At 67.4% G+C, this 22,945-nt stretch carries 25 protein-coding genes; 16 read left to right on the top strand and 9 right to left on the bottom strand.

What is annotated here, in order from left to right:
• The first annotated feature begins 84 nt into the window (after positions 1 to 84).
• From A5779_RS04110 to A5779_RS04095, 4 genes are all read left to right on the top strand, one after another.
• A complete protein-coding gene (locus tag A5779_RS04110) occupies positions 85 to 651 on the top strand; it encodes a TetR/AcrR family transcriptional regulator (protein ID WP_064879239.1) in 567 nt (188 codons plus the stop codon).
• A gap of 91 nt (positions 652 to 742) precedes the next feature.
• Entirely contained in the window at positions 743 to 1,396 is a 654-nt protein-coding gene (locus tag A5779_RS04105; RefSeq protein ID WP_064879237.1) for a biliverdin-producing heme oxygenase, read from the top strand.
• A gap of 227 nt (positions 1,397 to 1,623) precedes the next feature.
• Positions 1,624 to 3,213, top strand: coding sequence for a PPE family protein (locus A5779_RS04100; RefSeq protein WP_064879235.1), 1,590 nt, complete (start codon positions 1,624 to 1,626; stop codon positions 3,211 to 3,213).
• A gap of 117 nt (positions 3,214 to 3,330) precedes the next feature.
• Positions 3,331 to 4,140, top strand: a complete 810-nt coding sequence (locus A5779_RS04095; RefSeq protein ID WP_064879233.1) for a hypothetical protein — start codon at positions 3,331 to 3,333, stop codon at positions 4,138 to 4,140.
• On the opposite strand, the gene A5779_RS04090 is transcribed toward A5779_RS04095, so the two are convergent.
• Complete coding sequence (locus A5779_RS04090) at positions 4,137 to 5,195, bottom strand: 3-deoxy-7-phosphoheptulonate synthase (RefSeq protein WP_064879231.1); 1,059 nt, start codon at positions 5,193 to 5,195, stop codon at positions 4,137 to 4,139. The genes A5779_RS04095 and A5779_RS04090 overlap by 4 nt on opposite strands.
• A 269-nt stretch (positions 5,196 to 5,464) precedes the next feature.
• On the opposite strand from A5779_RS04090, the gene A5779_RS04085 reads away from it, so the two are divergent.
• Positions 5,465 to 6,400: a LysR family transcriptional regulator gene (locus A5779_RS04085; protein ID WP_064879229.1), complete on the top strand. Its 936-nt coding sequence runs from the start codon at positions 5,465 to 5,467 to the stop codon at positions 6,398 to 6,400.
• 91 nt (positions 6,401 to 6,491) lie between these two features.
• On the opposite strand, the gene A5779_RS04080 is transcribed toward A5779_RS04085, so the two are convergent.
• Entirely contained in the window at positions 6,492 to 7,628 is a 1,137-nt protein-coding gene (locus A5779_RS04080; RefSeq protein ID WP_236734640.1) for a TDT family transporter, read from the bottom strand.
• Positions 7,629 to 7,704: 76 nt separating this feature from the next.
• Positions 7,705 to 8,865 (bottom strand): CynX/NimT family MFS transporter, encoded by a 1,161-nt coding sequence (locus tag A5779_RS04075; protein ID WP_064879283.1) that lies wholly within the window; start codon positions 8,863 to 8,865, stop codon positions 7,705 to 7,707.
• 141 nt (positions 8,866 to 9,006) lie between these two features.
• On the opposite strand from A5779_RS04075, the gene A5779_RS04070 reads away from it, so the two are divergent.
• A complete protein-coding gene (locus A5779_RS04070) occupies positions 9,007 to 9,669 on the top strand; it encodes a FadR/GntR family transcriptional regulator (protein ID WP_064879225.1) in 663 nt (220 codons plus the stop codon).
• Here the strand turns inward: A5779_RS04070 and A5779_RS04065 are convergent.
• Positions 9,657 to 10,001: a winged helix-turn-helix transcriptional regulator gene (locus A5779_RS04065; protein ID WP_064879223.1), complete on the bottom strand. Its 345-nt coding sequence runs from the start codon at positions 9,999 to 10,001 to the stop codon at positions 9,657 to 9,659. The two genes, A5779_RS04070 and A5779_RS04065, sit on opposite strands and share 13 nt — an antisense overlap.
• A gap of 46 nt (positions 10,002 to 10,047) precedes the next feature.
• On the opposite strand from A5779_RS04065, the gene A5779_RS04060 reads away from it, so the two are divergent.
• Positions 10,048 to 10,782, top strand: coding sequence for an SDR family oxidoreductase (locus tag A5779_RS04060; RefSeq protein ID WP_064879221.1), 735 nt, complete (start codon positions 10,048 to 10,050; stop codon positions 10,780 to 10,782).
• 1 nt (position 10,783) lies between these two features.
• Here the strand turns inward: A5779_RS04060 and A5779_RS04055 are convergent, their stop codons facing one another.
• Positions 10,784 to 12,124: a sensor histidine kinase gene (locus A5779_RS04055; protein WP_064879281.1), complete on the bottom strand. Its 1,341-nt coding sequence runs from the start codon at positions 12,122 to 12,124 to the stop codon at positions 10,784 to 10,786.
• Positions 12,125 to 12,291: 167 nt separating this feature from the next.
• Here A5779_RS04055 and A5779_RS04050 point away from each other — a divergent pair, with 167 nt between their 5' ends.
• From A5779_RS04050 to A5779_RS04035, 4 genes are read left to right on the top strand one after another with little or no spacing between them, the layout of a single operon-like run.
• On the top strand, positions 12,292 to 13,038 hold the full coding sequence (locus A5779_RS04050) for a Clp protease N-terminal domain-containing protein (RefSeq protein WP_064879219.1): 747 nt from the start codon (positions 12,292 to 12,294) through the stop codon (positions 13,036 to 13,038).
• Between the two features lie 40 nt (positions 13,039 to 13,078).
• Entirely contained in the window at positions 13,079 to 13,504 is a 426-nt protein-coding gene (locus tag A5779_RS04045) for a PPOX class F420-dependent oxidoreductase (protein ID WP_064879217.1), read from the top strand.
• Between the two features lie 45 nt (positions 13,505 to 13,549).
• Positions 13,550 to 14,083, top strand: a complete 534-nt coding sequence (locus tag A5779_RS04040) for a hypothetical protein (protein ID WP_064879215.1) — start codon at positions 13,550 to 13,552, stop codon at positions 14,081 to 14,083.
• A complete protein-coding gene (locus tag A5779_RS04035) occupies positions 14,083 to 14,601 on the top strand; it encodes a GNAT family N-acetyltransferase (protein WP_064879213.1) in 519 nt (172 codons plus the stop codon). The genes A5779_RS04040 and A5779_RS04035 overlap by 1 nt, the downstream gene beginning before the upstream one ends.
• On the opposite strand, the gene zapE is transcribed toward A5779_RS04035, so the two are convergent.
• Entirely contained in the window at positions 14,598 to 15,635 is a 1,038-nt protein-coding gene (zapE, locus tag A5779_RS04030) for a cell division protein ZapE (protein WP_064879210.1), read from the bottom strand. The genes A5779_RS04035 and zapE overlap by 4 nt on opposite strands.
• 34 nt (positions 15,636 to 15,669) lie before the next feature.
• Between zapE and A5779_RS04025 the strand changes: the two genes are divergently transcribed.
• Genes A5779_RS04025 through aftC form a run of 3 tightly spaced genes read left to right on the top strand, consistent with a single transcriptional unit; the run spans position 15,670 to position 19,391 of the window.
• On the top strand, positions 15,670 to 16,440 hold the full coding sequence (locus tag A5779_RS04025) for a pyrimidine reductase family protein (RefSeq protein WP_064879208.1): 771 nt from the start codon (positions 15,670 to 15,672) through the stop codon (positions 16,438 to 16,440).
• A 59-nt stretch (positions 16,441 to 16,499) separates the two neighbouring features.
• Positions 16,500 to 18,077 carry an alpha/beta hydrolase gene (locus A5779_RS04020; protein ID WP_064879279.1) on the top strand — a complete coding sequence of 526 codons (1,578 nt, stop codon included), beginning with the start codon at positions 16,500 to 16,502 and terminating at the stop codon, positions 18,075 to 18,077.
• A 36-nt stretch (positions 18,078 to 18,113) separates the two neighbouring features.
• On the top strand, positions 18,114 to 19,391 hold the full coding sequence (gene aftC / locus A5779_RS04015) for an arabinofuranan 3-O-arabinosyltransferase (protein ID WP_064879206.1): 1,278 nt from the start codon (positions 18,114 to 18,116) through the stop codon (positions 19,389 to 19,391).
• Here aftC and A5779_RS04010 read toward each other — a convergent pair.
• The gene (locus tag A5779_RS04010) at positions 19,383 to 19,955 is read right to left on the bottom strand and encodes a class I SAM-dependent methyltransferase (RefSeq protein WP_064879205.1); all 573 of its coding nucleotides are present in this window, start codon (positions 19,953 to 19,955) and stop codon (positions 19,383 to 19,385) included. The two genes, aftC and A5779_RS04010, sit on opposite strands and share 9 nt — an antisense overlap.
• Positions 19,956 to 20,047: 92 nt before the next feature.
• Here A5779_RS04010 and A5779_RS04005 point away from each other — a divergent pair, with 92 nt between their 5' ends.
• Both A5779_RS04005 and msrB read left to right on the top strand, forming a co-directional pair.
• Positions 20,048 to 20,791, top strand: coding sequence for a helix-turn-helix transcriptional regulator (locus tag A5779_RS04005; RefSeq protein WP_064879203.1), 744 nt, complete (start codon positions 20,048 to 20,050; stop codon positions 20,789 to 20,791).
• 71 nt (positions 20,792 to 20,862) lie between these two features.
• Positions 20,863 to 21,279 (top strand): peptide-methionine (R)-S-oxide reductase MsrB, encoded by a 417-nt coding sequence (gene msrB, locus A5779_RS04000; protein ID WP_055113332.1) that lies wholly within the window; start codon positions 20,863 to 20,865, stop codon positions 21,277 to 21,279.
• A gap of 10 nt (positions 21,280 to 21,289) precedes the next feature.
• Here msrB and A5779_RS03995 read toward each other — a convergent pair whose 3' ends face one another.
• Complete coding sequence (locus tag A5779_RS03995) at positions 21,290 to 22,033, bottom strand: class I SAM-dependent methyltransferase (protein ID WP_064879201.1); 744 nt, start codon at positions 22,031 to 22,033, stop codon at positions 21,290 to 21,292.
• A gap of 213 nt (positions 22,034 to 22,246) precedes the next feature.
• Positions 22,247 to 22,942, bottom strand: coding sequence for a hydrogen peroxide-dependent heme synthase (gene hemQ, locus A5779_RS03990; protein WP_055113328.1), 696 nt, complete (start codon positions 22,940 to 22,942; stop codon positions 22,247 to 22,249).
• Between the last annotated feature and the right edge of the window lie 3 nt (positions 22,943 to 22,945).

The following is a 22,945-nucleotide window of genomic DNA, read 5'->3' as shown; positions in this document are numbered from 1 at the left end:
ACTGTAATGGACGGCGGGTTCCCCACCTGCCGGCTAAGGCTGGACTAACAGAATCCGCAGGCAGGGCGGGCGTTAGACTCGAGCGTGCCCAGGATCAGCGCCTCATCGGTCGAAGAACACCGCGAGCAGATCCAGCAGCGCATCTTCGAAGCATTCGCCGCCCTGATGACCGAGCACAGCTTCGACGCGATCACCATGGCCAAGCTCGCGGCCGAGGCCGGCATCGGACGGACCGCGATCTATCACCACTTCCCGGACAAAGAGTCGGTGGTGATCGCATTCGCGTCGCATGAGACGAGCCGCTACCTCGACGGGCTGCGCAACGCGCTGTCCGAGGTGAACGATCCCGTTGGGCGACTTAGGGTTTACATCCGGCACCAGCTCGAAGCCGGACAGGAATTCCACATGGGCATGGGCATGCAGCTGTATGGCGCCTTGTCGAACGAGACCATGCTGGCCATCCGCGATCACGTGGTGGCGGTGGAGGACGTGCTGCGCGAGATCCTCGCGCAGGGTGTGGCCGACGGGAAGTTCGTCATCGACGACGAGGCCGCCACCATGTCACTGATCCATGCGTGCCTGGCGCCACGGCACCTTCCAGTAGCCGCCATCGAGCAGTTTGTCCTGCGCGCACTGTCCGCAAAAACGTAGATCCCCACGCCGCGCGACCCGGTGCTAGGTTTCCTGACAGATTGTCGGCATGATGTTGACAACCTGTCGTTAAAACACCTGGAGCCAGAGTATGCCGAGCGCCGTTGCCCCCGAGACCGTCCGATCGCTGTCCGTCGCCATGCGCGAGGACTCGCGAAGCGAGCACGAGGCCGCCGAGCAGTCGTCGTTCATGTCGGAGTTGCTCAGCGGGCGGGTCAACGGCCAGGGCTACGTTGATTACCTGCTGCGACTGCGCGCGGTCTATCGCAGCCTGGAGGACACGGTCCGAGCCCGACGTACCGACCCGGTCGTCGGCGCGTTCCATGACCCGATGCTGGAACGGTTGGCCACCATCGACGCCGACCTCGACCATTGGGCCCCGGGCTCAGCGCACGAGGTCGACTCCCCCGCCGCCCAGGCCTACTGCACCCGGATCGCCGAATCCGATTGGGGCGGAGCACTTCTGGCCCACCACTACACCCGCTACCTCGGCGACCTGTCCGGCGGCCAGGCCATCGGTCGAGTGCTCGACCGGTCCTTCGACCTGGACGGCGCAGGCCTGTCGTTCTACGAATTCCCGATGCGGGCCAAGCCGTACAAGGACGCCTACCGGGCCCGACTCGACGGTCTCGACCTCGATCAGGACGACATCGACCGCGTCGTCGACGAGGTCAAGGTGGCCTTCGCGCTGAACCAGGCACTGTTCGACGAACTCACCGCCAACCTGCCCGCTTACCGCCGCTGACCCGCGCACACACCAACTGACGACTGTGTCGGCACATAGGAAGTTCATACCCCAAATCGGCAAAAGTTAGCTTATGCTAACCATACTTAGCCACTGGGGGAGCAAAGCGATCGAGAGGAGAACCGGGCCGCCGGCACGCGCTGCATCCCGGACAACGCGATGACTATCTGCACCCCCGTCCCTCCGTCGGCAAACGACGCCACTTCGCCCGTCCTGGGGGGTCTGCGATGACCGCCCCCGTGTGGATGGCGCTGCCGCCCGAAGTGCATTCAGCTCTGCTCAGCAGCGGTCCGGGCGCCGGGCCACTGCTGGCGGCGGCCGGGGCATGGACCTCGTTGAGTACCGAATACTCCTCGGCCGCAACCGAATTGACAACGCTGATGGGTACGGTCCAGGCCGGGTCATGGGAGGGGCCCAGCGCCGATCGGTACGCGGCGGCACACCTGCCCTACCTGGCCTGGCTGGGCGCCACCAGCGCGAGCAGCGCACGGGTGGCCGCCCAGATCGAGACCGCGGCCGCCTCCTACACCACCGCCCTGGCAGCGATGCCGACGCTGGCCGAACTCGCCGCCAACCGCACGACCCTCGGTGTGCTGGTGGCCACCAACTTCTTCGGGATCAACACCGTCCCCATCGCGGTCAACGAGGCCGACTACGTCCGCATGTGGATCCAGGCCGCGACCACGATGACGGTCTACCAGGCGTCCACCGAGGTTGCGGTGGCGACCGCGCCGCCGTCCACGGCGGCACCGGTACTGCTGGCGCCGGGGGTCGGGGAAGCGGGCTCCGGGTCGGCGACGATGATGCAGTCTGCCGCCGTGGCCCGGGCCGGCGAATCGGGCTCTTCCCTCAGCCTGAGCGATGTGCTCAGTTCGTACGAGGAGTTCATCGAGTGGATCAAGGCCAACGATCCGATCGGGAACTGGCTGGCCGAGCAGTCTGAGCATTTCTACGGGATGTACGACCAGCTCAGGGAATTCATTCTTGAACCCTGGCGGATCCCGCAGATCCTCGCCGAGATCATCGCTGACCCGTCCTTGTTGTTCAGCACCTACATCAACGTGTTCTTCCTGGGTGCGTACACGGCCGTCTTCGCTGTGCTGGGCACTCCGCTGTACGCCGCTGCGGTCGCGGCCGCGTCCCCGGCCATGCTCGGACTACTCGGGATCGTCGGACTGGCCCAGGCCTACGACATTCCGATCGACGCTCCGGCCGAGGAAATCGCCCGTGCCGAGCCGCCCGCAGTCGCCGCGTTGCCCGGCTCCGCGGCGCCGGCATCGGTGGCGGCGGGCGCCGCACCGACGTCCACTCCCACCTCCGCGCCCGCCGCCCCTGCACCGTCAACTCCCACTCCGATGCCCGCCGGGACCGAGACCTCCCTGTATGCGGTGCCGGGCGGGGGCGCCGGATTCGGTCATGGCGCGACGTCGCGGTACAGCGCCACCGCCAAGGCTTCGGACTCCGTAGGCGCGTCCGCCGCGGCCGCCGCCACAGCCGCGGCGATCAACAAGCGCCGGTCGCAGGCCCGCAAGCGACGCGGCGGAACCGCCAAAGATCGCGGTTACCGCTATGAGTTCCTGACGGCCGACGGTGTCGCCGCACCGCCGCCCGAGCAAGCGGTCAACACGAGCGCCTCCGAGAGTGGGGCCGGAAACCTCGGATTCACCGGAACCGCAGTGAAATCGACGGTGGCCGGACCGGCCGGGCTGACCACGTTGGCCGACGACGCCTTCGGCGACGGAACGACGATCCCGATGGTGCCGGGCAGCTGGCAGCCCGAGGTGGACGCCGCGCCGGCGACAGAGGACGATGCCTAACCGATCCATGTTGAGGCGGTGAGTAATTCGTGAGAACCCGCGTGATCTTCCGTCCACGGCGCGCGACCGTCGGGAGGTCATGCCAATACTGGTGATTCCGTTGGAAGGGAGCACCAGGTGAGCAGTGACACCGCGCAGTCCTCCATATGGGAGAGCACGCTGCCGCACTTCTCCACCGTCGAAAAGCACGGCCACATCACCGTGCCCGTCGCCCGACCGTCAGAAACGCTGCGATTCTTCGCCGTCCTCACCTTCATCCTGTGGGTACCGGTCGCCGTCGGCGCAGCATTCTGGATTCACAGCATGCAGACCCACAACCCGTCGACCTGGTTGGGCCTCGCCGCGATCGTCGGCTCGTTTCTTCCGGCCATCCTCGCCGGCATCCTCGCCGACGAGGCCCTCGACACTTTCGGCCAGCGCAGTACCGCCAACCGGGTGGCCGTCATACCCGCCCTCGCCGGCGTCGCGGTCGGCCTGTTGGGAGCCGCACTGTGGATAGGGGGTGTCACCGGCGGGGTCCTGGCGCTGGTCAGCGTGGTGTGCTCGGCCGCCGCGGCGGCCGCCGACGCGGCGGCGGGGCGGGGCATCGGCTATACCCGTCGCAGGCAAGACCGGCTGGCGGCCCTGCGCCGGCACGGTGTGCGTTCACCAGGCGAGTTGCGCAATGTGGAGTTCAAGCAGCGGTGGACTGCGGACGATCCTCAATTCACCGTCACCGTCGCGTTCGAAGGCCCGACCGGACGTCGGGTGGTGACGGCGAACATGGTCGCCCATCACTCCCGGGTTCCGCTGGCCGGCTCACGCGTCGTGGTCTTCAGTGCGCCTCACGACACCGACGATGACGTCCTCATCGAACTCGACCCCGCCGAACCGCCCAAGTTCGACCGCGACCCCGGCGGCCGGTACCGCAAGCCGAGCGGAAGCTAGCCCTCGCGCCTGGCAAGCTCGCGCAGCACCAGATCGGTTGCGTCCCAATCCATGCACTTGTCGGTGACCGACTGACCGTAGGTGAGCGGCCGCGCCTCGGGTGACTGCGCCCCGGCGACCAGGAAGCTCTCCAACATCACACCGCTGACCGGCAGCCCGTCACGCACCATCTGAGCGACCTCGGTGGCCACCACTGCCTGACGGACGTGATCCTTGCCGGAATTGGCGTGGCTGCAATCGATCACCACACGGCCGGGCAGACCGGCACCGCTCAGCTTGGCCGCGGTCGAGGCCACCGCATCGGCGCCGTAGTTCGGTCCCCCGGTGCCACCGCGCAGGATCACGTGGCAGTCCTCGTTGCCTGCGGTGCTCACCAGCGCACCACGGCCCATATCGTCCATTCCGAAGAAGACATGTTGAGCGGCAGCGGCTTTCACGCCGTCGACCGCGACCTGGATGTTTCCGTCGGTGCCGTTCTTGAAGCCGACCGGCATCGACAGGCCCGACGCCAACTGGCGGTGTACCTGCGACTCGGTGGTCCTGGCGCCGATGGCTCCCCACGCCACAGCGTCGGCAATGTACTGCGGGCTGGTCGGTTCCAGGAACTCGCACCCGACGGGCAGGCCGATGTCGATGATGTCGAGCAGCAGTCGACGGGCCACACGGAGGCCACGCGCGACGTCGTAGGTGCCGTCCATGCCGGGGTCGTTGATCAGACCCTTCCAGCCGATCGTGGTGCGTGGCTTCTCGAAGTACACCCGCATGACGATCTTGAGCTGATCTTTGAGCTCGTCGGCCACCTTCACCAGGCGGCTGGCGTACTCCAGCGCGGCTGCGGGATCGTGCACCGAACACGGACCGACGACGACCAGCAGCCGGTCGTCCCGACCTGCCAGGATGTCGGCGATCTCATCGCGGTCGCGGGCCACCCGCTCCGCGCGGCGCTCCCCCAGCGGGAATTCGGTCAGCACATCGTGCGGGCTGGGAATCGCGCTGAAACTGCGAACCCGTCGGTCCGATGTGGCTGGGGCGTTGGCGATCTGCGCCAAGTTCATTTTTGGGGTGCCTTCCTGGTGGTGGGCACCTGCAAGAGTTCCGGCGCCCTGTAACGACGAAAGGCAGCGACCGATGGTCACTGCCTGGGCTCCGGGTGGATGCGTGCTTAGTGCTGCGCTTTATCGGCTCCGCCCGGAGCCTCGATAAAGCGCCAATAGCTGGCACACACGCCGATAGTCACGTCGGCCAGGTTACACCACGTCCGGCGCGACGCCCCAACCGGTGCGTTCACAACCGCCATTTGTGACCACGCCCTACGATCCTGGGCATGCCGCTCAGCCCCCGAATGCCCGAGCTGGCAGCGTTCGAAGTGCTGCTGGCGATCGCGCGTACCGGCAGCATCGGAGCCGCCGGGCGTGAGCTGGGTCTCACCCAACAGGCGGTGTCCGCGCGGCTGGCCTCGATCGAATCGCAGACCGGCGTGCGGCTGGTACAGCGCAGTCCCCGCGGTTCGCAGCTGACCGCGGCCGGTGCGGTCGTCGCCGAGTGGGCCGACCAATTGCTCGACGTCGCGGAGCGGGTGGACGCCGGGCTGGCCTCGATGCGTACCGAGAGCCGCGATCGCGTCACCGTCGCGGCCAGCCTCACCATCGCAGAACAACTCATGCCGCGCTGGCTGGTGTCGCTGCAGGCCGACGCGGCACACCGCGGAGTGAACGCACCCCAGGTCATCCTCACCGCGGCCAACAGCGATCAGGTGATCGCCGGCGTCCAGGACGGGTCGGCCGACCTCGGCTTCATCGAATCTCCAGGCGTCCCGACCGGACTGCACAGCCGAGTGATCGCCCGTGACGAGCTGGTCGCCGTGGTACCCCCGGATCACAAGTGGGCCCGCAGATCCGCCCCGGTCAGCCCCGTCGAACTCAGCGAGACACCTTTGGTGTCAAGGGAAATCGGTTCGGGCACCAGGGATGCCCTCAGTTCTGCGCTGCGGTCCGCGCTTGGCCCGTCGAGCCGGCAGGCCGACCCCGCGATCGAATTGTCGTCGGCAACCGCGATGCGTGCCGCGGTGCTGGCCGGGGCCGGGCCCGCCGTGATGAGCCGGCTCGCCGTCGAAGACGATCTCACCCTGGGCCGGCTGTGTGAGGTACCCGTCGCCGGACTGGATCTGCACCGGGAACTGCGTGCCATCTGGTCGGGTGGCCGCACCCCGCCGGCCGGGGCGGTGCGCGAACTGCTCAGCCACATCGCCTCGGCGCGTTGAGCCGGGCCAGGAACCGTCACGAAAACAACGCCGTGGTCGCTCCCGCTGCCGGATCGCGACCATGGCGTTGTTCTCGGTAGATGCGCTGACCTCAGCCGCGCAGTAGCCGTCCGGTCCGCACCCCGCGAAGGGTGTTGGTCGCGACGGTGGCCCAGGCCCCGAGCAGCACCACGTACAGTGCGACCGCCAGCCAGGAAATGGCGACGGCACCGGTGGCGACGCCCAGTGCTGATGCTCCCGTCACGCAGGTCCCCACCGGGAAGGTGAAGCTCCACCAGGTCAGGCTGAATGACAGCCCGCGGCGCGCACCGTGCACGGTGAGTGCCGTCGCGAGGCAGAACACAAACGCTCCGAAGCCGCCCATCACCAGGCCGTAGACGATCCCGAAGGCGTGCAGAGCAGAGACCGTGGCGCTGTCGGTGAGCACCGAGCCGGCATGGGCCGCCAGCAGATTGGCCGCGGTGATCGACTGGCCGACGACGCCGAGCACGATCCACACCGTCGGAATCGCCTGCACCTGGCTGAAGCCGCCGTGCATGAGCCGCGAATACACCATGGTGGTGGTGATCAGACCGGCCAGCAGGCTCAGACCGAACATGGCATAGCAGGCGACCAACAAGGTCATCCCCGCTTGTCCCGGACCGAGATGCGACAGCAGCAGGGCGCCGGTGGAGGCCGAGACCATCGGCGACACCACCGGCATCATCCAGGCCGGCACCGCCTCGACGTCGGTGTGATCCTCACGGGTGATCATCGCGTACGGAAGCCACAGACTCACAACCAATCCCAGCGCCGTACCGGCGATCCACAGCACTACGTCGAGGGCCAGCGCCGCGGACGGGCCGATGATGCCCGGCCCGAGCAGCAGCGCACCCGCTCCGACGGTGAGCAGCGCCATCGCCGGGGCACCGTAGAACTGCCCCATCACCTGGTGCCCGGCGTAGGCCTTCGCCTGTTCCCGATGGCGGATCCAGTGCGTGGCGAACGCCGCGGTCAGGATCACCAGCACGGTGGCGGCGAGAATCCATACCGCAGTGGCGAACTCGTGCAGGCCCGACAGGTGCAGCGGCAGGGTGGCCGCCGCCGTCGCGACGATTCCGGTGCCCATCACCGAGGCGAACCAGTTCGGCGTGATGTGCCGGAAGGCCGAACTCGCACTGTCCAATTCGGCCAGCAGGGCGGTGTGGAACGGCCTTGCCGCGGTGTAAGTCGCCGTGTAGGTGGTCACCTCACCAATGCTGGTGGGTGCGACCGATCAGCGGTAGGTGCCACGATCTTGTGGCGCCACAAGCCAGGCTTGTGACTCAGACATATCGGTTCCGGCCGGCCAGCGCGCCCGCCACCATCTGCACCAGGTAGATGACCATCACCATGGCAAACGGCGCCGTCCAGCCGGCGGTCATGTCATGAAGCAGCCCGAACGAGAACGGACCCACGCCGGCCAGAAGATAGCCGAAACCCTGCGCCATGCCGGAGAGTCGCGCGGTGTCCTCGGCGTTACGCGCACGCAGAGCAATCACCGTGAGCGCCAACGAGAACACGCTCATCCCGATGCCCACGAAGAAGCTCCACAGCAGCGGCGCCGCACCGGGATCGACGAGCAGGCCGATCATGCCGATCATGCCGACCACGCCGAGCCCCACGATCCAGCCACTCTGGTTCTTCTGCTTGGCCGCCAGCGGCGGAACGATCAGGCTGATCGGGACGGCCAGGATGGACACCAACCCGAGCAGCAGGCCGGCGTCGGTCTTGCTGACCCCGCTGTCGATGAACACCTCGGGCAGCCAGCCCATGACGATGTAGGCCAGGAACGACTGGCAGCCGAAGAACAACGTGATCGTCCAGGCCAACGGACTGCGCAGCAGCGAGCGACCGGCAGTCCCCGACGAGGCCGCTTCGGTACGGGCCGTGCTGATTCCCCGCGCGCCCACCAACCAGAACAGCAGCGCGAGAATGGCCACCAGGGCCCAGGCACCCAACGCGCCCCGCCACCCGCCGAGCAGGGGCTCCAGCGGTGGGGTGACCGCAGAGCCCAGCGCCCCGCCGCCCTGCAGGGCCGCGGTGTAGACGCCGGTCATCAGTCCGATCTGGGCAGGGAACGAGCCCTTGATCACGACCGGGATGAGCACGTTGACCAGCGCGATGCCCCCAGTGGCGACCAGTGTTCCGCCGATCACCACGTACGGTCCGTCCAGCACCCGGGCCACCAGACCGACGCTCAGAATCATCAGGGCGACCGAGATCGCCCGGCCCAGGCCGATGCGGCGGGCCAGCCACGGCGCGGTCAGACCCGCCGCAGCGAAGCACAGCCCGGGCAGAGTGGTCAGCACGCCGGCCCACACGGCGGACGCGCCGAGGGTCTCGCGCATCTCCCCGAGAACCGGCCCGATGCTGGTGATCGCCGGGCGCAGGTTCAGCGCGGTCAGGATCACCGCCACGATCAGCAGGGCGCCACCCGCAGCCATCTGAGCTGGGCGGACCTCTACGGCGCCGTCGAGTTCGAGCTCCAGATCGTGCTCGTAACCGTTCAGCGTTTCCTTGCGCAGAGACCTACTCACCCGGTTATGATGCCATACATCCCATGATTGGATGAAAGGACTTTCAGAGTGCCGCTCGCCACAACGCGACGCACGGGCCTGGTCGACCAGGTGATCGAGCAACTTCGCACCCTGGTCACCTCGGGCGAATGGCCGGTCGACAGCCGCATCCCCACCGAGCCCGAACTGGTCGAAGCCCTCGGCGTGGGACGCAACACCGTGCGCGAGGCGGTCCGAGCCCTGGCGCACAACGGCATCTTCGAAGTCCGGCAGGGCGACGGCACCTATGTGCGCGCCACCAGCGAGGTATCCGCGGCCCTGCGCCGGCTGTGCGGATCCGAGCTACGCGACGTGCTGCAGGTCCGGCGCTGCCTTGAGGTTGAAGGGGCCCGTCTGGCCGCCGTCGCGCGCACCGAAGAGGACCTTGTCGAACTACGCGCCCACCTGGCACACACGGACACCACCGACCACGCGCAATTCACCCACTCCGACACCGAATTCCACCTGGCCGTGGTGCGGGCGTCGCACAATCCGGTACTCGTCGAGATCTACCGCGGGCTCCTTGAGGCGATCACCGCCAGCGTCGCGACGACGAGCGCGGGTCCCGGCGGGATGTTCCCGCACGACGATCTGGTCGACGCGATCGCAGCCGGCGATGTGGAACGTGCCGGGCAGGAGGCCGCGGGCTTCCTCGACGAACTGCTGGAGAGGTCCCCGGCTCAGGACTGCTGAGCCTCCCCCGCCTTCCAGGATTCCGACCAGTCCCACAATCCCGACAGCGCCGCCCCCAACCCGGCACCGGCGACCGTCAGTTCCCATGCCCCGGTTTCGTTCTTGACGACCAGTCCGGCCGCCAAGAGTTGTTGCAGCCGCTCCGACAACATGCTCGACGAGCAATTGCCCATGTGTCGGCGCAGTTCGAGGAATCCCAACGACCCCGGTTCGAGCTCCCAGATCACCCTCAACACCCAGCGCTGACCCAGCAGCTCCATGACTGCCAGCATCGGCGCATTCGCCGGGTCTTCACCACGACGGACAAACTCGGGCCCACTTGCGCTTCTCATTTAGAACCATCATATTGGTTCTAAATCAGAAGCACGGAGGCCTGTCATGAAAGTCGCGCTCGTCACCGGCGCAGCACGTGGGATCGGCGCCGAGGTCGCCCACCAACTCGGCGCGGCCGGCGTGCACGTGATCGTCAACTACCGCGAGAAGATCAAGCGGGCCAACGCGATTGTGGATGCCATCACGGCGGCAGGCGGCCACGGGTCCGTTGCGGGCGCGGATGTCTGCGATCCCGACGCAACCGCCGACCTGATCAATCACATCAGGGACACGTTCGGCCGCCTGGACATGTTGGTACTCAACGCTTCCGGCGGACTGGAGCGTGGCGCCGACGCCGGCTACGCGATGCGGATCAACCGCGATGCCCAGGTACGCCTGGCCGAACTGGCGCTGCCGCTGCTCAGCCCGGGCGGCCGCATCGTGTTCGTCACCAGCCATCAGGCCCACTTCCACGGGCAGCAGCCGGTTCCCGACGATTACCAGCCCATCGCCGCGAGTAAGCGCGCCGGCGAGGACGCGCTGCGCGCGATGCAGTCCCGTTTCGATGAAGCCGGAGTGTCGTTCGTCGTGGTGTCCGGCGACATGATCGAGGGCACGATCATCGTGCGGTTGCTGGCCCGCCGCGACCCTGATGCCGTTTCGGCCAGGCAGATTCACGGCGCCCTGCCCACCATCGAGGAGTTCGCCGGGGCGATCGTCGACGCCGCTCTCGAACCGGCTACCTCAGGTGACACCGTGTATGTCGGCGGTGCCGATTACGTCGCTGCCGCGCACCCCTGATTCAGAAGGGCGCATCCTCCACCCGCCGGGTCAACGGCAGCTGCAACAGCAACCGCGCGCCCCCCAGCGGGCTCTCCGTCAAAGCAGCTGTGCCACCGTGCAATTCGGCTTGCTGGGCGACCAGCGCCAGACCCAGACCGGATCCCGACCGCGACGCCGTGGATCCGCGGGCGAACCGCTCGAACACCTCGGCCCGCTCGACCTCGGGCACCCCGGAACCGTTGTCGTCGACCACGATCTGCACGTCGTCGGCCGAACTGACGGCGCTCAGCCTGATTTCGGTGGCGCCACCGTGCTTGACGGCGTTGGCGATGGCATTGTCGATCACCAGACGCAGGCCCGCAGGCATGCCCAGCATCAATACCGTCGGCGACGGCATCAGTGTGGCCCGCAGGCCCGGATACGTGCGCAACGCATCGTGCGCCGCGCGGTCGAGCAATTCGGTGACATCCATCGGCACGAAGTCCTCGACCGTGGTCAGCTCCCCCTGCGCCAGTCGCTCCAGGGCGGTCAGGGTGCCCTCGATGCGGCTCTGCGTACGCATGACGTCCCCGATCACCTCCTTGCGCTGCTCGTCGGTCATGTCCAGTGTCGACAGCACTTCCAGGTTGGTGCGCATCGCGGTGAGCGGAGTCCGAAGTTCATGGGAGGCGACCGCGGCGAAATCACGGGCCGATTCGAGCGCGGCCTTGGTGCGCTCCTGTTCGTTGCCGATGCGCGCCAGCATGCCCTCGACCGCCTCGGCGATCTGCACGGCCTCACGCACACCGCGGACCTGTACCTCGTCGGGCTTGGACTGGGCGTTGATGGCGCGGGCCTGCTGCGCCAGCAGCCGGAACGGCGTGATCATCACCAACGAGATCATCCAGCCCACCACGATGGTGCTGCCGATGACGCCACCGCAGATCAGCAGGACACGCAGGTGCAGTTCGTCGATCCGGCGCTGCGTCTCGGCCAGTGGCGCACCGAGGGCGATGGTCGCGGGGCCGGCCGTGAAGGTGCGCACGCGGTACTCGACCCCGTCGATCGTCGTGTTCGTGTAACCGTTTTCCAGCCGCGGCAGGACGATGTCGCTGGGCACCGAGACGCTGACGCCACCGATGTGGGCGGTGCGGACGAGACCGCCGTCGTCGGGCATGGCCTTGTCCGCCGATCCCTGCTTCGTGGCGGTGAGCAGCGTGCTGACATCGCCGAGGCTGCTCAATGAATCGAGTCTCCGATCCAGCTGGCTGTACTGGTCGTTGGTCACGCCGATCCACACCCAGGTACCGAGCGTGATGACGGTGACCACCACCGACAGCGCACCCACGATGACGATCGTGCGCAACGACAACACGCGCATCACCGGCCGCAGCACGGGGCGCAGCAGCGTCAGGACGCGATCTTCGAGATTCACCGGCGCTATCTTGCCCGATCCGTGCGGACCGGCGCCGCGAGCACCGGACCGCCCACACCAATCATCGTCAACTCATGGTTGACGATGACCTATCGTCAACCTACAGTTGACGCATGAGCAAACCCGTCACCATCTCCAACCCCGTCCGCCTCGACGACCTCATCGGTGCGATCAAGAAGGCTCATACCGAACCACTCGAGCAGTTGATCGATGCCGTGATCGCCGCCGATGCCCTCGGCGAGATCGCCGACCACCTCATCGGGCATTTCGTCGACCAGGCCCGGCGCTCGGGCGCGTCCTGGACCGACATCGGCAAGGCCATGGGCGTCACCAAGCAGGCCGCCCAGAAACGCTTCGTGCCGAAAGTCCCCGATTTCGACCCGGCCGCCCTTGACCCCAACGCCGGATTCGGCCGGTTCACCCCAAGGGCCCGCAACGTCGTCGTGGTCTCCCAGAACACCGCACACGAAGCCGGCAACACCGAGATCACCCCCGATCACCTGCTGCTGGCACTGTTCGCCGAACCCGACGGCCTGGCCGCCAAACTCCTTGTCAGTCAAGGAATCACCGCTGATACGGCTCGCGCGACCATCACCCTGCCGCCGCCCGCCGGGACGGTCCCGGCACTGATCCCGTTCAGCGCCGCGGCCAAGAAGGCGCTGGAACTCACGTTCCGCCAGGCACTTCGGCTCGGCCACAACTACATCGGGACCGAACACATCCTGCTCGCCCTCGCCGAGGCCGAAGGCGAGGACGGGCCCCTGCACCGACTCGGCGCCGACCCCGAACGGTTCGAGACCGAACTCGCCGCGGCCCTGGCGCCGTTCATCGCGAAAGGCCAGGACAGCGCCGGACAGTGAAACCGGGAATGAAAGCGCCCGCGCAACCGTAGAACCTGACGTGTTACTCAACGACGCCGCACGCGAACTCATCGGCGCGGGTGCCGATGCCACGCTGGTCACCTTGAATCCGGACGGGAGCCCACAGGTCACCCTGGTCTGGGTGGCGCTGCAGTCCACGCCGGACGGCGACGAGCTGGTGACCGCGCACCTGGCCGAGCACAAGAAGGTGCGCAATGTCCGACGCGACCCTCGCGTGGCCCTGACGATCATCGATCCCGGGCGGGTGGGCGAAGCGATGCGCCCCTACCTGGCGATCACCGGCACGGCCCGCATCGTCGAGGGCGGAGCACCAGAGCTCCTCAAAGAGCTGGCGCAGACCCTGGCCGCCCCCGATGTTCCGTTTCCCCCCAAGGACGCGCCGCCCGGTTGGCTCACCCGCATCCGGATCGACAAGGTCGGCGGCGTCGGCCCCTGGGTGTCCTGACCCATCCGGCTGTAACACGTTTCAATTTGTGCGATCATGCCTGGCATGCCTCGCTGGTTTGCGCTCCTGTTCACGGCTGTGGTCGCCGCCGTCGCCGCCCTGGTGGCCCCGCCGACGGCCTCGGCCGAAAGCGCCCCGATCGGCAACGTCGGCCAGACACTGCGGGTGGAGACCGACAACGGCATCGTCGCCGACGTCACCGTGCACGACGTGCTCGCCAGCGACGTACCTCCCGGCTGGGGCTGGAACGGCTCGCCGCGCTGGCGCGCCCAGGGCAGCCCGTGGCGGGCCCCGGTCACCGTGACCACCATCGCTGCACCCAATCCCTACGCGATGGCGCTGGCGTTCACGTTCAACGGCGTCACCCCCTACGCCGACGCCTATGTACCCAAACACACCGATGCGCCCAACCGGCTCGAGGCAGCGCTGCGCAACGCGCCCCCGGGAGCCACCGTCAACGGCGACGTCTACTGGGACGTCTACCGCGCACTGGTCACCAACGTGGTGTTGACCGATACCAAGACGGGCAAGCATCTGGCGCAGTGGAACCTGTGGCAGCCAGGCGCGCCCCTGCCTTGATGATCGCCCGTGCCACGGCGGCGGACCTTCCCGAACTCGCCGCGGTGGCGGCCGCCACCTTTCCGCTGGCCTGTCCCCCGTCGGTGACTCCCGACAACGTCGCCGCCTTCATCGCCGAGAACCTCTCCGAGGCCCGCTTCGGCGAGTACCTCACCGATCCGGACCGGATCGTTCTGGTGGCGCGTGACGGCTCGATCACGGGCTACGCCATGCTGATTCACGGTGTTCCCGACGACGTCGACGTGCAGCGGGCAGTGACGCATCGTCCCGCGCTCGAACTGTCCAAGATCTATGTGCTGCCCGACCGCCACGGCGGCGGTGCCGCGCAGGCACTGATGACCGAGACGCTGCGGACCGCGACCGAATCCGGAGTCGGCTGCGTGTGGCTGGGGGTCAACCAGGAAAACCAGCGCGCCCAGCGCTTCTACGCCAAGAACGGTTTCACCGTCAGCGGCACCAAGACGTTCCGGCTCGGGACGGGTGTGGAGAACGACTACGTGATGGTCCGGCCCGTCTAGGGCGTTCGCTGCGCGGCAGCCGTCAACGCCAGCAGGCGCGAGGTGGCCCGCAGGTACTTCTTCCGGAAACCTCCGGCGACCATCTCGGGGCTGAAAATGGTGTCCAGCTTGGTCCCCGACGCCAGCACCGGGATACCCGCGTCGTAGAGCCGGTCGGTCAGTGCGACCAGTCGCAGTGCCACGCTCTGGTCCTCGATCGGGTGCACACCGGTGATGAACACCTCGGTGACATCCTCGATCAGCGCGTGATAGCGCGACGGATGCATGGTCGCCAGGTGCGCACACAGCACGTCGAAGTCGTCGAGGGTCGCCCCGACGACGTCCTCGGCCCGTTGCGCCACCTCGTCATCGGACAACGGCTCGGGCGCCGGCGGCAGATCACGATGCCGGTAGTCGGGCCCCTCGATCCGGACGGTCGTGAATATCTGGGCCAGCGTGTTGATCTCGCGCAGGAAGTCCTGGGCGGCGAACCGGCCCTCGCCCAACTGCTCGGGCAGCGTGTTCGAGGTAGCCGCGATCGAGACGCCGCGCTCCACCAACGCCGAGAGCAACCGCGAGATCAGTGTCGTATTGCCCGGGTCATCGAGTTCGAACTCGTCGATGCACACCACCGAATACTCGGAGAGCAGGTCGATGCACTCGTTGTAGCCGAACACACCGGCCAGCTGCGTCAGCTCGCCGAACGTGGCGAACGCCGTGGGGGCCTCCCCCTGTGAGAGCGTGTAATACGTCGAGGCCAACAGGTGGGTCTTGCCGACGCCGAACCCGCCGTCCAGGTACAGACCGACCCCGGGCAGCACCTCCCGCTTGCCGAACAGCTTCTTCTTGCCCGCCCGCCGAATCGCAGCCTGCTCGCAGAATCTGCGGCAGGATTCGACCGCGGCGGCCTGGGACGGTTCGGCCGGGTCCGGCCGGTAGCTGTCGTAGCTGACGTCGGCGAACGTCGGCGGCGGAATCAACTGTGCGACCAACCGCTCCGGAGTGACGGTGGGATGACGATCGGCGAGATGAGCGACGCCGCTGGACCCGTGCATTCAGGCAGCGTAACGACGTGCTCCAATTCAGTTCATGTCCGATGACATCGCCGGGACAGACCTGACCGTGCTGGGAAACGTCGACAAGATCGCCGACGGTCAGCTGGCTCAGTACTACGCCTACCCCGATGACCTGCAGCGATGTTGGGTCCGGGGCAACATGATCAGCAGTCTGGACGGCGGTGCCACCGAGGACGGCAAGTCCGGCGGGCTGGGCGGTCCGGGTGACCGGGCTGTGTTCAATCTCATGCGCCACTGCGCCGACGTCATCCTGATGGGCGCGGCGACGGTGCGGATCGAGAACTACTCCGGCGTACAGCTGTCCGCAGCCCAACGGCAGGAACGCCAGCGGCGCGGGCAGGCCGAAGTGCCGCCGATCGCCGTCGTCACCGCGTCGGCCGCGCTCGACCACGAAGCCAAATTCTTCAAGCGCACCGAGGTCCCACCGTTGATCCTCACCGCCACCCAGACCGTCGCCGATGCGCGTCGGCGGCTGGGCGGGGTCGCCGAGGTGCTCGATGCCTCCGGCGCGGACCCGGCCCGCGTCGAACCGGCCGTTGCGCTGCGAATCCTCGCCGAACGCAAGCTCTTCCGGGTGCTCACCGAGGGCGGCCCGTCGCTGCTGAGCCTGCTTATCGAAAACGATCTGCTCGACGAGTTGTGCCTGACCGTGGCACCGATCCTGGTCGGCGGGGTGGCTCGACGCATCGCCACAGGTCCGGGCCATGCGCACACCCGGATGCGGCCCGCTCACCTGCTCACCGACGACGAGGGCTACCTGTACACCCGCTACGTCCGCGGCTAGTTCCGACGAGCGCTTGCGCGAGGAGCATCTGCTCCGTACGTGTCGCTACTGTGGTCAGCATGCGTCATCAGCTGGTGAAAGCCCTGCGGAGGTCGGCGGTCGCCGCGCCCGTCCTGTCACTCCTGCTCACCGCTTGCTCACCCCTGTTGGCCGCAGATCCGCGCTATGCCACCAACTCCGGCGCCCACCCGCAGGGACAGCCCGAAACCACCTCGGCGGCCCCACCCGGCCAACCCGGCATCGATGCACCCAAGAACGACCTGTCCTGGCGGGACTGCACGCCGCGCGTGTTCAACGGTGCCGGCATCCAGCCGCTGCCCGACATCACGCTGGACTGCGCGACCTACGACGCCGACCTGGACTCGATCAACGGGGCCACCGGCACGCTCAGCATCGGCGTGGTCCGGGCCCGATCCACGCAGACCCCGCCGGATGCCGGCCCGCTGGTGATGACCACCGGAACGGACATCCCCTCCTCGGTGCAGCTGCCGACATGGCTGGCGCACTCGGGAACCGACGTTCTCAAATCTCACCCCATCGTCGCAGTGGACCGGCGCGGCATCGGGATGTCCGGCGCACTGGACTGCCGCGACGTCTACGACCGTCAGGAGATGCTGGACCAGACGCAGTTTCAGGCCGGCAATGATCCGGTGGCCAACCTGGGGGCGGTCACCATGACCGCCACGACCAGTTGCACCGACACCATCGCCCCGGGCGACTCGGCCTACGACAACTCCCACGCCGCCGAAGATCTGGAACGGCTGCGCAGCACCTGGGATGTGCCCGCCCTGGCGCTGATGGGCGTCGGCAACGGCGCCCAGGTGGCACTCGCCTACGCCGGGTCACACCCCAACAAGGTGGCCCGGCTCATCCTGGACTCCCCGCTGCCGCTGGCCGTCGGCGCCGAGGCCGCGGCCGAGCAGCGCGTCAAGGGACAGCAGGCCGCACTGGACGCCTTCGCCGCGCAGTGTGTGGCCACCAACTGCCCGCTGGCGCCAGATCCGAAGGCCGCCGTCGACGCCCTGCTGGCCGACGCCCGGGCCGGTCGCGGCCCCGGCGGAGCCTCGGTGGCCACCCTGGCCGACGCGATCACCACGGGCCTGGGCTTCCCGCAGGGCGACCGCGTGGCCGCCACCAACAACCTGGCGAACGCCCTGGCGGCGGCTCGCGCCGGTGACGCCGGCCCGATCTCGGGCCTCATCACCCAGGCGGACAACCTGCGCCAAACCGACGGCCAGTTCGTCAACTCCTGCAGCGATGCGCTCAACCGGCCCACCCCGGACCGCGTCCGCGAACTGGTGGTCGCCTGGGGCAAGCTCTACCCGCAGTTCGGCGCCGTCGGAGCGCTGAATCTCGTCAAATGCCTCAACTGGCCCAGCGGGACGGCACCGAAAGACCCGCAGGACCTCAAGATTCCGGTGCTGCTGCTCGGCGTGCGCAACGACCCGATCGTCGGCAGCGAGGGCGTCGCCGCCGTCGCCGCGACGATCATCAACGCCGGCGCCAACAACCGACGAGTGATGTGGCAGGGCATCGGCCACGGCGCCAGCATCTACACGCCGTGCGCGCTGCCCCCGCTGACGGGCTACCTCGACAGCGGCAAACTGCCCGAGACCGACACGTACTGTCCCGCCTGACGCGGGGCCCGATCGGCGTCGGTATAAGGTTCGCTGGTGGCGGCAGCAGATTCCATCATCTCCGGTTTCGTGAGCGCATTCCGTCCCCGCACCTCCCCGCCGAGCACCGCCACGGTGCTGCGCTCGGTGTTGTGGCCGCTCGCGATCCTGTCGATCATCCATCGCAGCTACGTGCTGGCGACCAACGGTTACATCACCGACGACTTCGGGCCGGTGTACCGCGCGGTCTCGAATTTCCGCCGGCACTGGGCCATCTACAACGAGCATTTCAACTTCGTCGACCCGCACTACCTGTACCCGCCGGGCGGCACACTGCTGCTGGCTCCGTTCGGGTTCCTGCCGGAGTTCGCGTCGCGCTTCTGGTTTGTCGCGTTCAACGCCGTGGCCGTGATCATCGCGGCCTGCTTTCTGGTACGGCTGTTCAAGTTCTCCCTGACCTCGGTGGCGCTACCGGCCCTGCTGTTGGCCATGTTCTGCACCGAATCGGTCACCAACACACTGGTTTTCACCAACATCAACGGCTGCGTGCTGCTCGGTGAGGTGCTGTTCTTCTGGTTCCTGCTCAAGGGCGGCACCCGCAACGTCCTGATCGCCGGCGCGGCGATCGGTCTGACCTTGGTGGTCAAACCGCTGCTGGTGGTGCTTTTGCTGCTGCCGCTGCTGAACCGGCAGTGGCGCGCCCTGATCACGGCCATCGGTGTGCCCCTGGTGTTCAATGCCGTGGCCTGGCCGCTGTCGGCCGACCCGATGGGCTTCGTACGCAACACCGCGCCCTACATCCTTGAGACCCGCGACTACTTCAACTCCTCGATCCTGGGCAACGGCATCTACTACGGGCTGCCGATGTGGTTGATCATCGCGCTGCGCGTGGCGGCCGTGGTGCTGGCAGTGGTCAGCCTCTGGTTGCTGTACCGCTACTACCGCGAACGCGATCAGCTGTTCTGGATGCTGACCTCCTCGGGTGTCCTGCTGATCAGCTCGTGGCTGGTGCTCGGACTGGCCCAGGGCTACTACTCGATGATGCTGTTCCCGTTCCTGATGACGGTGGTGCTGCCGAACTCGGTGATCCGCAACTGGCCGGCGTGGCTGGCCGTCTACGGATTCATGACCATGGACCGCTGGCTGTTGTGGCGTTGGCCGACCACCGGCCGGTTCCTGGAGTACATGAAGATCACCTACGGCTGGTCACTGATGCTGATCGTGGTGTTCTGTGTGCTGTACTTCCGCTACCTGGACGCCAAGCAGGACGGGCGACTCGACGACGGCATCGACCCGCCCTGGCTGAGCCGCCCCAAGGAAGCCGAATCAGTCTGAGGTGAACTGCATGACCTGTCCCGCCAATCGGGTACGGGTCTGCATCGCCAGGCCGTGCCGCGCACACACCTCGTCGAGTTCGTCGGGATTGACCAGGCGGAACGGTGACCGGTCGAGCCGGTGGACCGCGGTCGCCATCGGGGTGCGGGTCAGGTCATAGCCGGTGAACACCCCGCCGGGCCGCAGCACCCGGGCGATCTCGGCGATCGCTTTCTCCCAGTCCACGATGTGGTGCAGCATCAGGCAGCTGAGCACCGAATCGAACGAGTCGTCGCCGAACGGCAGGTCGGTGGCGTCCGCCCCGCACACGGTCACATCGCCGAACGCCTGCAACCGCCTGGCCGCCGAGCGCACCATGGCCGGATCGAAGTCGGTGGCGGTGATGGCCAGCTCCGGGTTGGCCTGGCGTAGCCGGGCCGCGATATCGCCGCTGCCCGAGCCGATTTCGAGCACATCGTGGCCGAGCCGATCAACCGGGATGCTGCCGAGCACAGCCTGCCCGGTGCCTCCGCGCCACAGCGCCGTCTTGCAGAATGCGCGCTCGATCCGTGACATTGCCGGCATGGGGGCTCCCCTCGTCGATGTGCTGATACTCCACCCTGACCGGTTGTCGCCGCCATCGCTTGTACCGATCGGTCGTATGAGAGATTGAGGTGATGAGCGAAGACCGCGCCGCCTGGTCAGGTGCACTGGCGGTCGTTGCGGGCGCCCTGTGCTACACCGGCAAGTTGTCCGATGCGCGCCGACATCGCCACGCGGCCGCCCAGGTGGTGCGGTCCTGGGCAGACCCGTTCGAGCTGGCCGACGGCCACGGACGCCGGGAGGTGACCTCCGCTGCGGTCATCCCGCCGGGGCGGGAGCATTCGATCCGGATCCTCACGCCCACATCGGGGGTGCTCGTCTTCCTCGATCCGAGCGCCTTCAGTCGTACCTCCCCCGACAGTGACGATGTGGCCGAATGGGTGTCAACCGGTCGCGAACTTCCCTGCTGGACAAGTCCGTTGCCACCGGAGCAGCTGCTCGACGAGCTGATGGCCGCTCCGCCCACCGGGTACGCCCGGCCGACGGCAGACAGCTGGCACGCGAGCGTGCTCGCCGCGGTCGAGTTGATCCCGCGCCTGCTTCCGGACCCGGTCCGGCTCACCGACGTCGCACAACGGGTCGCACTGTCACCGAGCCGGCTCGGTCGACTGTTCAACGAGCAGGTGGGACAGTCGTTTCCGACGTATGTGCGCTGGGCGCGCCTACGCTGCGCTGTGGAAGCCCTGCGCGACGGGGCATCGCTCACCGACGCCGCCCATGCCGCCGGGTTCACCGACAGCGCACACGCCAACCGGGTCTGTCACGAGATGTTCGGGATGGCGCCGAGCCAGGCCAGCCGAGAACTGGTGTGGGCATAACAGACGATCTGCCTGATCGCCGTGGGCGAGATCGGTGGCGCCGACCACCGGACAGAACGTAACTTGGGAATATGACGACCGAGGGCCCCAAGGTGCAACTGACCGACGACGAGTGGCGCGCCAAGCTCAGCTCCGAGGAGTTCGCCGTGCTGCGCCGGGCGGGCACCGAGCGCCCGTTCGTCGGTGAGTACACCGACACCAAGACCGAAGGGGTATACGAGTGCCGGGCCTGCGGCGCCGAGTTGTTCCGCAGCACCGAGAAGTTCGAATCCCACTGCGGCTGGCCGTCATTCTTCGACCCGGCCGATTCGGCCGCGGTGATCCTTCGGTCGGACACCTCGCTGGGCATGCGCCGGGTCGAGGTGCTCTGCGCCAACTGCCACAGCCACCTGGGCCACGTTTTCGAGGGCGAGGGCTACCCCACCCCCACTGATCAGCGGTACTGCATCAACTCCATCTCACTGAAGCTGGTGCCCAAGACGGAGTAAGGCCGGGCCTTCAATCGACCCGGGTGGCGTGTACCTCCCAGAACGGCATGTGCACCCGGCCGTCGACCAACCACGGCTCGATGACCCGCAACCGTTCCAGCAGCGGCGTCATCTGATCGGCCATGTCAGGGTTGCGGGCCGCCATCATCTCGAAGACCTCGACGCTGACGTTGCCCTGGTAGGTGGTCGTGCCGAGATAGGTGATCTCCCAGCCGGCGTCGGGAAGCACCCCGCGGAAATCGTCGGCCGTCATCGAACGCGGCATCTTGAAGCCGTTGACGGTGTGGTCGCCGAACTCGTACATGTACAGCCGCGCACCGGGTTTCGTGGCCCGGTGCAAGGCCCGCACGTACGAGTTCTGCAGCTCGGGGTCATCGGTGAAGACGTGATAGAAGGCGGTGTCGACGACGGTGTCGAACTTCCCTTCCAGCCCCTCGAGCTTGGTCGCATCGGCCACCCGGAAGTCCACCGTCACGCCGGCCTTCTGCGCGTTCTGTCTCGCCCGCTCGATCGCGGCCGGTGAGGCGTCGATACCCGTGGCCGACAAGCCCTTTGACGCGTAGTGGATGGCATGGTGACCGGGCCCGGTGCCAGGATCGAGCACCTCACCCTTGACGGCGCCCAGCGCGACGAGCTGCTGCACGACCGGTTGCGGCCCGCCGATGTCCCACGGGGTCGCGGCGGGCAGTCCGTGCGCCGTCCGCTCGTCGCGGTACATCTCTTCGAAGCGATCGGATTCTTGCGGAGCAGTCATGTCCGCGAGGGTAGACCCGCTGGCTGAAGGCCCAGGTCAATCCACCTGCCACCAGTCACACCCACTGTCACGCGCACACTGTCACGCTGGAGTGGCGCTCGACGGCCAGGGTCACTCTGGCGTGACAACGGGCACCGAACCAAACCCCCGTTGTCACGCTGGAGTGGCTGTCGGGTTCGACAGCCACTCCAGCGTGACAAAACGAAGAGAATGCTAGGGCAGCTTGGCGACGAGATCCTCGACGCTGACCCGCGGGCCGGTGAAGAACGGCGTCTCCTCGCGGGTGTGGCGGCGGGCGTCGGTGGCCCGCAGATCGCGCATCAGGTCGACGATGCGATCGAGTTGTGGAGCCTCGAAGGCGAGGATCCACTCGTAGTCGCCCAGGGCGAACGCCGGCACTGTGTTGGCCCGCACATCCTTGTAGCCGCGGGCGGCCATGCCGTGCTCGGACAGCATGCGGCGACGCTCTTCTTCGGGAAGCAGGTACCACTCGTAGGACCGCACGAACGGGTACACGCAGATGTAGTCGCCCGGATCCTCGCCGGCGATGAATGCCGGGACGTGGCTCTTGTTGAACTCGGCCGGCCGGTGCAGCGCCACGCTGCTCCACACCGGGTCGCTGATGCGGCCCAGTGCGGTGGTGCGGCGGAAGTCCGAATAGGTCGCCTGCAGCGCCTCGATGGTCTCGGCGTGGGTCCAGACCATGAAGTCGGCGTCGGCCCGCAGGCCGGCCACGTCATACAGGCCGCGCACGACGACTCCGCGCTCTTCCTGGGTCTTGAAGAACGCCGCCGCCTCGTCGGTCACCTGGGTGCGTTCTTCACCCAGTTCCCCGGGGCTCACCGCGAACACCGAGAACATCAGGTAGCGGAGGGTGGAGTTCAGTTCGTCGTAGTCGAGCTTGGCCATGCG

Origin of the sequence: Mycolicibacterium peregrinum, from assembly GCF_001665625.1 — a bacterium.
Classification (GTDB): domain Bacteria; phylum Actinomycetota; class Actinomycetes; order Mycobacteriales; family Mycobacteriaceae; genus Mycobacterium; species Mycobacterium peregrinum_B.
The sequence above is the reverse complement of the archived record's forward strand: the minus strand, read 5'-3'. Positions and strand labels throughout refer to the sequence as shown.

What these genes read in the sequence shown, in the direction of transcription:
- A5779_RS04105 (WP_064879237.1), top strand. Translation starts at nt 743, where the DNA reads ATGCCGAGCGCCGTTGCCCCCGAGACCGTCCGATCGCTGTCCGTCGCC.
- A5779_RS04100 (WP_064879235.1), top strand. Translation starts at nt 1,624, where the DNA reads ATGACCGCCCCCGTGTGGATGGCGCTGCCGCCCGAAGTGCATTCAGCT.
- A5779_RS04090 (WP_064879231.1), bottom strand. Translation starts at nt 5,195, where the DNA reads ATGAACTTGGCGCAGATCGCCAACGCCCCAGCCACATCGGACCGACGG.
- A5779_RS04085 (WP_064879229.1), top strand. Translation starts at nt 5,465, where the DNA reads ATGCCGCTCAGCCCCCGAATGCCCGAGCTGGCAGCGTTCGAAGTGCTG.
- A5779_RS04075 (WP_064879283.1), bottom strand. Translation starts at nt 8,865, where the DNA reads ATGGCTGCGGGTGGCGCCCTGCTGATCGTGGCGGTGATCCTGACCGCG.
- A5779_RS04065 (WP_064879223.1), bottom strand. Translation starts at nt 10,001, where the DNA reads ATGAGAAGCGCAAGTGGGCCCGAGTTTGTCCGTCGTGGTGAAGACCCG.
- A5779_RS04060 (WP_064879221.1), top strand. Translation starts at nt 10,048, where the DNA reads ATGAAAGTCGCGCTCGTCACCGGCGCAGCACGTGGGATCGGCGCCGAG.
- A5779_RS04055 (WP_064879281.1), bottom strand. Translation starts at nt 12,124, where the DNA reads ATGCGCGTGTTGTCGTTGCGCACGATCGTCATCGTGGGTGCGCTGTCG.
- A5779_RS04050 (WP_064879219.1), top strand. Translation starts at nt 12,292, where the DNA reads ATGAGCAAACCCGTCACCATCTCCAACCCCGTCCGCCTCGACGACCTC.
- A5779_RS04040 (WP_064879215.1), top strand. Translation starts at nt 13,550, where the DNA reads ATGCCTCGCTGGTTTGCGCTCCTGTTCACGGCTGTGGTCGCCGCCGTC.
- A5779_RS04035 (WP_064879213.1), top strand. Translation starts at nt 14,083, where the DNA reads ATGATCGCCCGTGCCACGGCGGCGGACCTTCCCGAACTCGCCGCGGTG.
- zapE (WP_064879210.1), bottom strand. Translation starts at nt 15,635, where the DNA reads ATGCACGGGTCCAGCGGCGTCGCTCATCTCGCCGATCGTCATCCCACC.
- A5779_RS04025 (WP_064879208.1), top strand. Translation starts at nt 15,670, where the DNA reads ATGTCCGATGACATCGCCGGGACAGACCTGACCGTGCTGGGAAACGTC.
- A5779_RS04020 (WP_064879279.1), top strand. Translation starts at nt 16,500, where the DNA reads ATGCGTCATCAGCTGGTGAAAGCCCTGCGGAGGTCGGCGGTCGCCGCG.
- A5779_RS04010 (WP_064879205.1), bottom strand. Translation starts at nt 19,955, where the DNA reads ATGCCGGCAATGTCACGGATCGAGCGCGCATTCTGCAAGACGGCGCTG.
- A5779_RS04005 (WP_064879203.1), top strand. Translation starts at nt 20,048, where the DNA reads ATGAGCGAAGACCGCGCCGCCTGGTCAGGTGCACTGGCGGTCGTTGCG.
- msrB (WP_055113332.1), top strand. Translation starts at nt 20,863, where the DNA reads ATGACGACCGAGGGCCCCAAGGTGCAACTGACCGACGACGAGTGGCGC.
- A5779_RS03995 (WP_064879201.1), bottom strand. Translation starts at nt 22,033, where the DNA reads ATGACTGCTCCGCAAGAATCCGATCGCTTCGAAGAGATGTACCGCGAC.
- hemQ (WP_055113328.1), bottom strand. Translation starts at nt 22,942, where the DNA reads ATGGCCAAGCTCGACTACGACGAACTGAACTCCACCCTCCGCTACCTG.